At 69.2% G+C, this 13,800-nt stretch carries 5 protein-coding genes; 2 read left to right on the top strand and 3 right to left on the bottom strand.

Annotated elements, in window-relative coordinates; genetic code table 11:
* Positions 1 to 23: 23 nt before the first annotated feature.
* Both ACQEVO_RS26615 and ACQEVO_RS26610 read right to left on the bottom strand, forming a co-directional pair.
* On the bottom strand, positions 24 to 1,343 hold the full coding sequence (locus ACQEVO_RS26615) for a polyketide synthase (RefSeq protein WP_432923014.1): 1,320 nt from the start codon (positions 1,341 to 1,343) through the stop codon (positions 24 to 26).
* A gap of 28 nt (positions 1,344 to 1,371) precedes the next feature.
* On the bottom strand, positions 1,372 to 2,112 hold the full coding sequence (locus ACQEVO_RS26610; protein WP_432918548.1) for a thioesterase II family protein: 741 nt from the start codon (positions 2,110 to 2,112) through the stop codon (positions 1,372 to 1,374).
* A 275-nt stretch (positions 2,113 to 2,387) separates the two neighbouring features.
* Here ACQEVO_RS26610 and ACQEVO_RS26605 point away from each other — a divergent pair, with 275 nt between their 5' ends.
* Both ACQEVO_RS26605 and ACQEVO_RS26600 read left to right on the top strand, forming a co-directional pair.
* Positions 2,388 to 6,992: an amino acid adenylation domain-containing protein gene (locus ACQEVO_RS26605; protein ID WP_432918545.1), complete on the top strand. Its 4,605-nt coding sequence runs from the start codon at positions 2,388 to 2,390 to the stop codon at positions 6,990 to 6,992.
* 41 nt (positions 6,993 to 7,033) lie between these two features.
* Positions 7,034 to 12,109, top strand: a complete 5,076-nt coding sequence (locus ACQEVO_RS26600; RefSeq protein WP_432918542.1) for an amino acid adenylation domain-containing protein — start codon at positions 7,034 to 7,036, stop codon at positions 12,107 to 12,109.
* Positions 12,110 to 12,395: 286 nt separating this feature from the next.
* Here the strand turns inward: ACQEVO_RS26600 and ACQEVO_RS26595 are convergent, their stop codons facing one another.
* Positions 12,396 to 13,769: a SagB family peptide dehydrogenase gene (locus ACQEVO_RS26595; RefSeq protein ID WP_432918540.1), complete on the bottom strand. Its 1,374-nt coding sequence runs from the start codon at positions 13,767 to 13,769 to the stop codon at positions 12,396 to 12,398.
* Between the last annotated feature and the right edge of the window lie 31 nt (positions 13,770 to 13,800).

Genomic DNA, 13,800 nt, shown 5'->3' with positions numbered 1-13,800 from the left:
CGGACCCGTCGGGGAGCTGGTACTCAGAAATTGTCGTACTCCTCATCCGCGGGTATGGCGATGATGGCGTGGGCATTGGCGCCGCCCGCGCCGAACGACGAGACGGCGCCGTAGCGGATGTCGTTCTTCGGTTCCCAGGGTTGCGCGGTGGTGGCCAGCCGCAGGGACGACCGATTCCAGTCGACCTTGGTGGTGGGGTTGTCCGCGTAGAGGGTGGGCGGGATCTCGCCGCGCTGCCCGGCCAGCAGGAGTTTGGCCAGCCCGAGCATCCCCGCCGCCGCCTGGGCATGGCCCGCATTGGATTTCACCGACCCCAGCACGGGATCACCGCCCGCGGCGCCGTAGGTGTTCTGCAGCGCGGTGAGTTCGGCGACGTCACCGGCACGGGTGGCGGTGCCGTGCCCTTCGACCATGCCGATATCGGCCGGGTCCACTCCGGCGAGTTCGACGGTGCGCCGCACCAGTTTCTCCTGGGCTTCCGCGCGGGGCACCAGGATCGGGCGCCCCTTGCCGTTGTGGTTTGTGTAGCTGCCCAGTACGCGCCCGTATACCGGGTGGCCCAGGCGCCGGGCCCGCGATTCGGGTTCGACGAGCAGTGCGACCGCGCCCTCACCCCAGAGTGTCCCGGCGGCATCCTCGGAATACGCCCGGCAGTGCCCGTCCGGGGCGAGCGCGCCGTTCTTGGCGAATTCGAAGAAACCGCGCGGGGAACTCATCACGCAGACCGCGCCCGCGACGGCCCACTCGCATTCGCCCATACGCAGTGCGGAGACGGCCAGATGCAGGGCCACCAGTGACGAGGCGCAGGCCGAATCGATGCACATCGACGGACCGAGCAACCCCAGCGCGTGCGATATCCGCCCGGCCACCCCCAACTGGCCGTAGCCGACCGTCCGGAATCCGTTCTGATCGTTGATCTCGCTGGCGCTCGGCCCGTATTCCATGGGCGAGGCGCCGATATACACCCCGGCATCCGCACCGGCGAGTTCACCGGGATTCACCCCGGCGTTCTCCAGGGCGCGCCAGGCGACCCGCAGCCCCACCCGCTGCTGCGGGTCGGAGGCCAGCGCCTCCCGCTGGGACATCCCGAAAAAGGACGGGTCGAATTCCATTGCGCGGTCGAGGAATCCGCCCGCGTCGCTCACCTGTCCCCAGCCCTCGAGGTCGCCGAGGGACAGCAATTCCTCGATCGGCCAGCCGCGGTCGCGGGGAAAAGGGCCGATCAATTCGCGTGCGTCCGCCAGGGCGGACCAGAAAGAACCGAGTGTTTCGATTCCGCCGGGGGCCTCCACGGCCATTCCGGAAATGACAATATGATCGCGGTCCGTGGCGGCCGTCGACATCATGCTGATCCTCGTGCTGATGAGTGGATCACGCTCTGGGCGTGAGTAATTCGGCCAATTCGTCGACGTGGTCGTTCAGGTAGAAATGACCGCCTTCGAAAACGGTGATCTCGACCGCGGCGCTGTGTTCGCGCCAGCCGTTGAGTTCGGCGAGGGTGACGATGGGGTCGTTGTCGCCGCCGATGGCGTGGATCGGTGCCTGGATACGGATATCGCGTCCGCAGGAATATTTCTCGGAGGCGAGATGGTCCTGTTTGACGACGGGCAGCGTCATCCGCATGAGGTCGCGATTGGTCATCACATCCCCGGTGGTGCCTTCGAGCCGGGTGAGGTGGTCGAGCAGGGCTTCGTCGTCCTTGGGCGCGGGCTCTTTGGTTTCCGCGAGATAGGGGGCGACCGCCGCGGAGATATAGGCGCGGGTGACGCGGGTGCCCGCGGCTTCGGCGAGCCGGACGAATTCGAACGAGACGACAGCGCCCATACTGTGGCCGAATGTCGTGATGGGTACACCGCGGAAACGGTCCGAATCACGGAATTCCGCGAAGGCGCCCGCCGCGAATTCGGGCAGGGTCGCCGGGGCAGGTTCGTGGATCCGGTCCTGGCGGCCGGGGTATTGGAAAACGTGGACTTCGTAGTGGTTGCTGAAGGCCCGCGACAGCGCGCGGTAGGCGGAGGCGCCCGCGCCGGCGTGCGGAAATACCAGCAGCGGTGGTTTTCCAGGGGAACTCGGCTTGTGAAATTGCCTGAGCCCACGCGGTCCGGGTGGCATGGATCCTCCTCCACATAGTCCGCTCGCTCGGTGCAGGCGGGGCGGGTACATCTCGTCGGGAGCCGGAAGGCAGCGCGGTCGCTATGTCCGGCGCCGAAGAGTTAGGCAAGGCTACCTTAATTTATATAGCCTTGATAGTAGGAAGTCGGTGCCGCAGTCGCGAGGCGTGGAGGAACTGCTGACATCCAGGTTTTGCATAGGCTAACCTAAGTCGCTAGCGTGAGGGGACCTGCGCGAGATCGAGGTCCAGGACAACGGCTGAGGAGTCGCCTTCAATGTCGGAGAAGACGCAAACCCCTTCGGCCAAGGGTGATCCGGTACCCGGGATCGAGGATGTGCTCGCGCTCAGTCCGCTCCAGGAGGGCCTGTTCTCGCTGGCCCGGCTGGCCGGCCCGGGCGATCTCTACACCATGCAGTTCGCCGTCCAACTGACCGGACCGGTCGACGGGCAACTCCTGCGGCGCAGTATCGAGGCGATCCTGCGTCGCCACCCCAACCTCAGGGCCGCCTTCTGGGATCGAGACCTGCCCAAACCCGTGCAGATCGTGCCGAACGCGGTGGAACTGCCCTGGTTCGAGCGCACCGCCGACCCGCGCGAATACCAGGCGCTGGCCGAATCGGAGGCGCGCACCGGATTCGATCTGGCCCGCGGGCCCGCCCTGCGCGTGGTGTTCGTAACCATGACCGACGGCACCCACCGGATGATCCTGACCGCCCACCATCTGCTGATGGACGGCTGGTCGGTGGGGGTGTTCTTCCGCGAGATGTACGCGATCTACCAGGCCGGGGGGTCCGTCGCGGAACTGCCCGCGCCCCGCCCGTACCGGGATTACATAGGCTGGCTCGCCGCCCGCGACACCGCGGCCGATCTGCGTAGCTGGACCGAGTACCTGGCCGGCGCCGAACCGCTGATCCTGGGGGAGCGCGCGGATTCCGCGATCAACACGATCGTCCCGGATGTGCACGTGCGGAAGCTGTCCGCGGCCGATACCGACCGATTACGGACGTGGGCGGGGCGTAACGGACTCACCCTGAACACCGCGGTGCAGTACGCGTGGTCGGTACTGCTGGGCCGGCTGACCGACCGGCGCGATGTGGTGTTCGGTACCACGGTCTCCGGCCGCCCGGACGAGCTGACCGGGGTGGAGACGATGATCGGGTTGTTCATCAACACGATTCCCGTCCGCGTCCGGCTCGATGCCCCGGACGGATCGGACGAGGTGGTCGCCGCGTGCCGCCGCATCCAGCGCGAGTCGGTCGCCATGCGCGACGCCGGATATCTCAGTCTGTCCGCGATCCAGCGCGCAGCGGGGCGGGGCGGGTTGTTCGACACGCTGTTCGTTTTCGAGAACGTGCCGGTGGGCGATCTGCTGCGACCGATCACGCTGGCCGACGGCACCGAATGCACGGTGCTCGAATCACAGGGCCTCACCCACTATCCCCTGGCCGTGGTGTCCTATCTGCTCGACGGTGAACTCTCGCTCGGGGTCGAGGCCGTACCCGCCCTGCTGGATCAGCTCGCGCCCGCCGAACTGCCCGATCGGCTGGCGCGGGTGCTGCGGCAGCTACCCGATATCGGGACCGCCGGCCCGGATGCGCTGGCGGTGCTGCTGCCCGGCGAACAACCGCGGCCGCCGGCCGAACCCGCCGCCGATGTCGTGGGGATGGGTGTTGCCGAGCTCTTCGCCCGCCAGGTCCGGGAGACTCCCGATGCCCTCGCCCTGAGCACCGCGGACCGGCGGTTCACCTACCGTGAACTGGCCGCTGCCGCGCACCGGGTGGCGGCGGCGCTGGCCGCGCGCGGGATCGGTGCGGAAGATGTGGTCGCGCTGGCCCTGCCGCGGTCGGCGGATTCGGTGATCGCGGTGCTGGGGGTGCTCGCCGCCGGGGCCGCATATGTACCGATCGATATCGAGCTGCCGGCCGCCCGGATCGAATCGATTCTGCGTCAGGCCGAACCGCGCGTGATCCTGACCGGTGCCGAGGTACGCGCACTGGATGACGTTTCCGCGCTACCGGTTGTCCTGGATATGGCCGCGGTCGCGGCCACCGAGCCGGGGGACGCGGTTTTCCCGGTACCGGCCCATCCGGACCAGCGCGCGTACCTGATCTTCACCTCGGGGTCGACCGGGGAGCCCAAGGGTGTGGTGGGCACCCACCGGGCTTTGGCCGCCTATTTCGCCGACCACCGGGACCGCGTCTACCGGCCGGCCACGACCCGGCTGGGCCGCCCGCTGCGGATCGCGCACGCGTGGTCGCTGAGTTTCGACGCGTCCTGGCAACCGCTGATCGGACTGTTCGACGGCCATGCCGTCCACCTGTTCGGTGCCGCGGAGATGCGCGATGCCGAGCAGTTGGCCGACGGGATCCGGCGGTTCGAGCTGGACATGATCGATACGACGCCTTCGATGTTCGCGCAGCTCGCGGCCGCCGGCTTGATCGATGAGCACGGGAATGTCCCGCTGGCGGTGCTGGCACTGGGCGGTGAGGCGATCGGGGCGCCGCTGTGGCGGGAACTGGCCGCACTGTCCGGGACCGCGGTGCACAACTGCTACGGGCCCACCGAGACCACCGTGGAAGCAGTGGTCGCCGCCGTCACCGGCGCGACGGCGGGGCCGGTGATCGGGCTGCCCACCACCGGCACCGCCGGTTACGTCCTCGACTCCCGGCTGCGGACGGTGCCCGGCGGAGTGATCGGCGAGCTGTATCTCTCGGGCGCGCAACTGGCCCGCGGGTACATCGGCCGGCCAGCCGGGACCGCGGAACGTTTCGTCGCCGACCCGTTACGGCCCGGCGCGCGCATGTACCGCACGGGGGATCTGGTGCGCCGGACGGCCACCGGTGAACTCGCCTATATCGGCCGGGCGGACGGCCAGGTGAAGATCCGCGGCTACCGCATCGAACTCGGTGAGATCGAAACCGCGCTGGCGGCGCTGCCCGGGGTGCACGCGGCCGCGGTGTTGCCGTACCGCCGGCCGAGTGGCCCCGTGCTGATCGGATTCGTCGCCGGTGCCGGACCGGACTTCCGGACCGACGGTCTGCGTGCACAACTCGGCCGCGACCTGCCCGCCTATATGGTGCCGCAGCGGGTGCTCGCGCTGGATGTGCTGCCGTTGACCGGGAACGGCAAACTCGATATGCGCAGGTTGGAATCGCTGGCCGCCGCGAGTTTCGCCGGAGACGGCAGCGGTGCGCCGCGTACCGAGACCGAGCGTGCGATCTGCGCCGTGGTCGCCGAACTGACCGGTGGCGCGGAACCGGGTGTGGACAGTGATCTGTTCGAACTCGGCCTCGACAGCATCGTCGCCCTGTCCCTGGTGAACGGGTTGCGCCGGGTGGGCATCGGCACGACACCGCGGCTGATCCTGAGCTCGGGCACGATCGCCGAGCTGGCCGAACGCATCGATGCGGGCGATACCGGCGAGACCCGGGCCGGGGCGGCCGAATACGGCGCGGTCGGCGCGGTACCGATCCTGTCCTGGATGCACGAATACGGCAGCTACCGGCGCTTCTCGTTGAGCACGCTGCTCGAGCTGCCCGCGGAAATCACCGACGAGCAGCTGCGCGCCGTGCTCCAGGCCGTGCTGGACGGCCATGATCTGCTGCGCGCCCGGTTCACCGAAACCGCCACCGGCTACGAGTTGTACACCCGGGAGCCGGGTGTGGTGGCCGCGGCCGACCTCCTCACCACCGTCACCGGTGGTGCCGACCTACCCGCGACGGTGGCGGCCCGGGCGCAGGCCGAGGCCGAATTGCTCGACCCGCCCGCCGGCGAACTGGTCCGCGCTACCCGCATCACCCGAGCGCAGGCACCCGATCTGCTCCTGCTCACCATCCACCATCTCGCGGTGGATCCCGTCTCCTGGTATGTGATCAGCGCCGACCTCGCCGCGAGCTGGGCCGAGCTCACCGCCGCCCCGGCCGCCCGGGACCGGGTCCCGGCGCTGCGCCCACCGGTCGAACACACCGGCTACCGCGAATACGCCGCCGCCCTGCGGGCGCGCGCATCACTCCCGGAGGTACTGGCCCAGCGCGACTACTGGTACCGGCAAGCGGCCCTGCCCGATCCCGTACTGGGCAGCCGCCGCCCCGACCCGGCCGCGGACGGCTGGGGGTCCTACCGGGCGCGCCGGGTGAACACCTCGCCCACGATCACCACCGCACTGCTGGAAAGCCCCGCCGCCGTGACCGGGGTGCGCGAATTCCTGCTGGCGACCCTGGTCGTGACGCTGACGACCTGGCGGGCCGAACGCGGTCAGGCCCCGGCGGGTGGCGCGTACGTGGCGATGGAAGCGCACGGCCGCGAGGACGCCGTCCTCGGCCCCGATATCGATACGTCCCATACGGTCGGCTGGTTCACCAGTATGTTCCCGGCGCGCTTCGGCGCCGGTGCCGAACCGGTGGATCTCGCGACGGCCGGGCGGGAGCCGGGCAAGGTCCGGGCGCTGCTGGACGCGGTGGCGGCCGAGGTCGCCGCCATCCCGAACAACGGGCTGGACTACGGGGTCCTGCGATACCTCGCCGAGGACCCCGGCCTCGCCGCCGCGCCCGCGCCGCAGATCCTCTTCGACTACCTCGGCCGTGTCGATATGACCGGCTCCGGTACCGCGTGGACGCCGGTAACCGAGGGCGGGCTGGTCGAACATCTGCCGCTGGCACCGGAACCCGATTTCGGCCTGCGCTGCGCCCTGGACGTGCTCGCCGGGATCGGGCCCACCCCGGACGGTCCGCAGCTGGTGACGCTGCTGCGCTGGAGCGAGGCCGTATTCACCGAAACCGATATCGACCGGCTGACCGAGATCTGGCAGGACGCGACAGCGGCGCTGATCCGCGCGCTCGGACCGGTCGACCTGCGCGCCGCCGACTCGGTCGGCGCCTGATCCCCGAACCTCCACCCACGCAGCGATTCCGAAGGAAAGCCATGGCAGACGATATTCTCGAGCGCCGTAAACAACTACTGCGGCAGCGGCTCGAGGAACAGGCGATCACCGCCGCCGAGCCGGCGATACCGGCGCGGCGCGGTACGGACCCGAGCCCGCTGTCGGACGCCCAGCGCCGCATGTGGTTCGTCCAGCGGCTGGACCCGGACGATACGACGCTCAACATCTGTGTCGCCTACCGGCTCAGCGGTGAACTGGACGCCGCCCGCCTGCGGGCCGCGTTCGCCACGCTGGTCGCACGGCACGAAATCCTGCGGACCACGTATCACGTCGACGAGACGGGCGAGCCGTACCAGATGTCCCGGACCGACGCCGAACTGTCCTGGCAGGAACACGATCTCACCGAGTCACCGCAGAGCGGCCGGGAGCGGCGGGTGGAGGTGCTGGCCCGCCGGGAATTCGCCCGGCCCTTCGACCTCACTCAGGATTCGCCGCTGCGCGCGAGCCTGGTCCGCACCGGGGCCACCGAGCATGTACTGATCCTGACCGTGCACCACATCGGCTGGGACGACGATTCCTGGCCGGTGTTCTTCACCGAGGTCAACGCGGCCTACCGGGGTGCGGATCTGCCCGAGCCGACGGTTCAGTACGCCGATATCGCCGCCGCGCGCACCCGGGCCGCCGAAACCGACGCCGCCGATCTCGACTACTGGCGCGGTGTGCTGACTCCGCTGCCGAGCCGCCTCGAACTACCGGGCCGGTCCGCGTCCGCGGGATACAGCCGCGCCGCCGAAACGCGGGTACGCCCGCTACCGGCCGACCTGATGGAGCGCGTCGGCGCGGTGGGACGCGAATACTCGGCGACCCCCTTCATGGTGCTGCTGGCCGGTTTTCAGGCGCTGATCCGGCGCTACACCGCGGCCACCGATTTCCTGATCTCGGTGCCGGTGACGAACCGTTCCGGCCGGGGCGCCGCGGCGCTGCTCGGATACTTCGGCAATACGGTGATGATCCGCGCCACCTCCGAGCGCGACGCGAACTTCACCGACGTGCTCGAATCCACCGTCGCGACCACCACCGGTGCGTTCGCCCATCAAGGACTGGGCATCGAACAGGTGGTGCGTGCGGTCGGGCCCGATCGGGTGGCCGGCCGCGACGGGCTGGCGCAGATCGTGCAGCTCAGCTTCGGAATGCGGGGCGCCGTCGACGGTTTCGACCTGCCCGGCGTGCAGGCCACGGAGCTCCCGCTCGCCAGCGCGGTGGCGCAGGAGGAACTGGGCCTGATGATCGTGGCGGGCGATTCGGGCATCCGGGTCGAGGCGACCTACCTGGTGGACGCGCTCGACCAGCGCACCGTCGACCAACTGCTCGACCACTACATCCAGCTGCTCGGCAGTGTGCTGGCCACGCCCGATCGCCGGTTGTCCGAGATCGATATCCTGGGCGCCGACCGCGCCGCCGTCCTCGCGGCCTCGCACGGCCCGCTCGCCGCGAGCGCGCCCACCACGATGGTGGCGCAACTCGAAGCGCGGGTCGCGGCGACACCCGCCGCGCTCGCGGTGGTCTCCGACGAGGTCGAGCTGACCTACGCCGAGCTCAACGCCCGCGCGAACCGGCTGGCGCACTGGTTGCTCGCGGGCGGTGTGGGCCCGGAGGACATCGTCGCGGTGGGGCTGGCCACCTCGGTGGATTTCGTCGTCGCGGTCTGGGCGATCCTCAAATCCGGTGCGGCCTATCTGCCCATCGACCCCGGATATCCGGCCGAGCGCATCGACTATCTGCTCGACGATGCCCGGCCGCGGATCCGGTTCACCGAGAGCAGCTATGCCGCGGCGGTCGCCGCCGCCGCGAACCTGCCCGAGACGAACCCGGCCGATGCCGACCGGCCGGCGCCTCTGCGCCCCGGGAACATCGCCTACGTCATCTACACCTCCGGTTCCACCGGGCAGCCCAAGGGTGTTCCGGTCCCGCACGCGGCCATAGCCGACCACCTGGCCAGCTTCGCGGCCGAATGGGAACTGACCCCCGAGGACAGGGTGCTGCAATCCACCTCGGTGAGTTTCGACGCCTCGCTGATGGATATCTTCGTGACCCAGTACGTGGGCGCGTGCGTGGTGATCCCGAAACCCAATGCCTACCGCGATATTCCGTACGTGGCCGATCTGGTCACCCGGCGCGGCGTCTCGGTGCTGCACATGGTGCCGTCCATGCTCGCCACCTTCCTGCTGCTCCCCGAGATCAACAACTGGACCGCGCTACGGCATATGCCGGTGGGCGGCGAGGCGCTGCCGGGTGAGGTGGCCGACCGGTTCACCGCCCGGTTCGACGCGCAACTGCGCAACCATTACGGCCCGACCGAGGCCGTGGTGTGTTCCACCCATATGCCGGTCGAGGGTCCGCAGGGCACCGGCATCGTCCCGATCGGGATGCCGAACCGGAATGTCCACCTGTATCTGCTGGACGACGCGCTGCAACTCGTGCCCAACGGTGTGGTCGGCGAGATCTACCTCGGCGGTGATCAGCTCGCCCGCGGTTACCTGAATCGGGCCGGCCTGAGCGCCGAACGGTTCGTCGCCGATCCGTTCCGGTCCGGGCAACGCCTCTACCGCACCGGTGATCTGGGCCGGCGCGGCCCCGACGGCATGATCGAATTCATCGGGCGCACCGACGAGCAGGTCAAGGTGCGTGGCCACCGGATCGAACTCGGCGAGGTCGAGGCCGCGATCAGCAATCATCCGGATGTGGCGCACGCCGTTGTCGTGGTCACCGAACATCCTTCGCTGGGGCAGATCCTGGCCGCCTACCCGGTACCTGTGCCCGGCACGGACCTGGATCTGGACGCGCTGCGTGCCCGGGTGGCCGCACGGTTACCCGAGTACATGATCCCGGCCGCCTACACGGTGATCGACCAGATCCCGCTCACCACCCACGGCAAACTCGACCGGCGCGCCCTGCCCGCCCCGGAACTGGCCGTGGCCGGAGAGTACCGGGAGCCGCGCACACCTACCGAACGCCGGATCGCCGAACTCTACGGCCGCCTGTTCGACCGGGCCGGGATCGGCGCCGACGATTCGTTCTTCGCGCTGGGCGGGCATTCCCTGCTCGCCGCGCGCCTGATCTCCATGATCCGCGCGGAATTCGGCCTCGAACTCGATATGCGGGTGCCGTTCGACACCCCGACCGTCAGCGGGCTGGCGGCGTATATCGGCGCGAAATTCCTGAAGGAATTCGGTATCGATATCGACGATATGGCCGAATTCGACGAGCCGGACAGTGATTCGGCTTCGGCGAACCCGGCCACCGGGCCGGCGGCCCGCCCCGCGCTGGTACGCCGTGACCCTCCCGAGCGGATCCCGCTCAACTACTCCCAGCGCATGTACTGGTTACAGCGCCGGATGGAAGGCGCCATCGACGGCGAGAACGTCACCTACCCGGTGCGGTTCGACGGTCCGCTCGATATCGAGGCACTGCGGGCCGCGATCACCGATGTGGCCACCCGGCACGATTCCCTGCGCACCACCTTTCCCGAGCACGAAGGCACCCCGTACCAGCACATCGCTTTGCCTGCCCCGGTGCCGATGCCGGTGGTGGATCTGCGCGAGGGCGGCGCGGACCCGGCCGAACACCTGGAACGGGAGCTGGCCGAGGACGCGGCCTACGTGTTCGATCTGGCGACCGAGATCCAACTGCGGGTGCGGCTGCTGGTGCTCGGCGAACAGACCCATGTGCTGTCGATCCTGATGCATCACATCATCGCCGACCGCCAATCCTGTGAAATCTTCGTCGACGATCTCACCGCGGCCTACCGGGCGCGGCTGCGCGGGACGGCACCGGACTGGCCCGAACTGGAGATCCAGTTCGCCGATTTCGCGATCTGGCAGCGGGAGATCTTCGACCGCGCGCCCGGGCACGGCGCGGTGAGCGCCTACGGCCAGGAACTGCTGGACTACTGGTGCACCGCGCTGGACGGTATGCCGGACGAGATCGCGGTCGCGCACGACCGTCCCCGTCCGGCGGTACTCGCCCGGCACGGCGTGAGCGCGACCCGGCGCCTACCGGCCGCCACCTGGCTGGGTGCCCGGCAGCAGGCGGAAGCCGCCGGGGCCACCGATTTCATGCTCTGCCAGGCGATGAGCGCGGTCACCCTGCACGCGCTCGGCGCCGGGAACGATCTGCCGATCGGTGCGGCGGTGGCCAACCGGCTCGACGAGCAGACCGACCGGATGATCGGCTTGTTCGCGAATATGGTGGTGCTGCGCAACGATCTGTCGGGCGAACCGACCCCTCGCGAGGTGCTTTCCCGGGTCCGCGACGCGGCGCTGGACGCGATCACCCGCCAGGGCGTCCCCTTCGACCGGCTGGTGGAAACGATCAATCCGCCGCGCACCCTGGCACGCAACCCGCTGTTCCAGGTGGTCATGCACTTCCGGAACCGGCCGCCGGCCGCCGATTTCACGGCCGACGGTTCGACCACGGTGACCAGTATCGCCAAGCACTACGAAGTGTCGTTCATGGATATCCACTTCGACTACACCGTGGAAACCGACGGCGACCTCACCACCCGCGTCGTGGTGAACACCGACCTCTACGAGCCGGAAACCGGTGCGGTGTTCGCCGATGTACTGGCGCGGGTGGTGGAATGTTTCGCCACCGAGCCCGACCGTCCGGTGAGCGAACTGCGGGTGCTGCCCGACGGCTGGGACACCGGCCGCGTGGTGGTGCGCCACGAAGATCCGATCGAGCCCGCCGTCCTGGGTGGCGGCACCCTGCTCACCGAGACCGAGCGAACCATCGCGACCCTGCTCGCCGAACTCCTCGAAATCGACGAGGTCGGCCGCGAAGACGGTTTCTTCGCGCTCGGCGGCGACAGCGTGATCGCCATCCAGCTCGCCGCGCGCGCCGGCGAGGCGGGCCTGCCGCTGGCCCCGCAGTTGCTGTTCGAGTACTTCACCATCGCCGATCTCGCCGCTGCCGTGGACGAGATCATCGCGAATCCCTCTGCGCCGGACGGCGAACCGGGGGCCGGCGAACAGCAGCATCTCGCCCCGATGGCGGCGTCGGGACTCGACGCCGACACGCTGAAGAATCTGCAGAACGCCTGGTCGGGACAGGGCTGATCGGCCGGTTGCCCGGTGACGGATGAGGGGTCACCGGGCACGCGGTCTTACGTCCACGAAACCGGCACCCGACAGGCCGCGATGATTTCGCGGACCGGGTCGGTCCTCCGGCGTGCTGTTCGGCTGTGTGACGTGCGAACCAGGTCACTGCGGTCGGCGCGGGGCTCGGGACCACCACTCCCGCGCCGTCGTCTTTCAGGGGAATGCGCTGTTGCCTCGGCACAATGTGGCGCGCCGGTATCGAACATCCTGATCGGTGCGGACCGCCGCGCCGCTGAGGGGCTGGTCAGCTTCGAGCGGGTGTCCCCACGACGATGCTGCCGACCCCGCATTCCTCGAGTTCGTCCACACCGGCGGCCGCGACGAAGGCGGCGGTATCGCTGAACCCCTGCGCGCAGACGCCGAGTCCCATCGCCGTTCCCGCCAGGTACACGGTCTGCATCAGCACCCCCACATGTTTGAGGATACTGGCGTAGGCGACCTGTTCGTAGGTCCACATCACCCGTCCCGCCCGGGCGGCCAGCAACAGGACCACCTGCGGTTCCGCCCCACCGACCAAGGTCGCCGACGCGGATTTCAGCAACCGGTGGACCTCGGCGGAATCCGGTTCGGCGATCCGGTGCAGGGCGTGCCGGAACGAGTCGTAGTGGTACATCCCGGCGTCCAGGCCGGCGGCGGTGCGGACGACCGGATAGACCTCGAGCTCGTACACCCCACCCCCCGACGGGTAGGGCCGCGAAAGCAGCTCCTCGCCCGGGCCCACCGGTTTCACCTCGCGGGTGCGTGCGGTGCGGTACAGCAGTTCGGCCAGTTGATCCAGGGTGATCGGCGCGCCGTCGTCGTAGTCGCGGCAGGAGGTACGGTCCTCCAGCACCGTGGTCAGGCTCGGATCGGCCGCGCGTAAGGCGGTGAGGTCGGGCACCGGCAACGGTATCGGGGTGCCCGGGTACGCGGGCTTGCGTGCATCCGGTTGCGGGAATTGGCCTTTCGCCCATTTCGTGGGACCGAAATGTTCCCAGGTGATCGTGCGTGGACCGAGCGTGCTGCGCCGGTGGAACCACAGGTCGGGCGCACTCCAACTACGCGTGGTGAACCGCCCGGATTCGCGCGCGGGGTCGGCGGTGAATCCGCCCCAGTGCAGGTCGGCGGCCAGCTGATCGAGGATTTCCGGTGCGAGCCCGGCTGCCGTGGCATCCTGTCCGCCCAGCACCGCGAGGATCCGTGGATCCGTGATCCGCAGATCACACCAGGACCGCGGGTGTTCGAGGACGAAACCCCCGGTGTCCGGGCGCAATATCGAAAACTTCGACAGCGCGCCGGGCGCGGGTGCCGGGCCGGCCGGTCGAGGTGGGGGAGCGCTGAACGGGTCGAGGGTGTAGAGGTCGCGGTCGGCGTCGAGGACGGTGGTCGCCAGCCAGCCCTCGCCGGCCAGCCCGCTCAGCAACCCGGCCACTTCGCCACCCGGTTCGGGATCGAGCCGCGACAGCGGTGCCGGACCCTGATTGAGCAGTTTGAGCGCGTCTCGTGCGCCCGTGGACAGGCCGGTCAGTTTCCGGTTGTGCGGCGGATTCAGCAGTACGGCGCCGTTCGGCATGATCAGGCAGGTGACGCCGGTGCGCAGGGCATACCGCAGCGCCCCGTGCCGGGTTCGGGTGGACAAGTTTCTCTCCGTATCCGATCGGAGCCCGAGG

Origin of the sequence: Nocardia sp. CA-290969 (genome assembly GCF_050936135.1) — a bacterium.
In the GTDB taxonomy this organism is placed as follows: domain Bacteria; phylum Actinomycetota; class Actinomycetes; order Mycobacteriales; family Mycobacteriaceae; genus Nocardia.
This window is presented reverse-complemented; position numbering and strand designations above follow the sequence as displayed.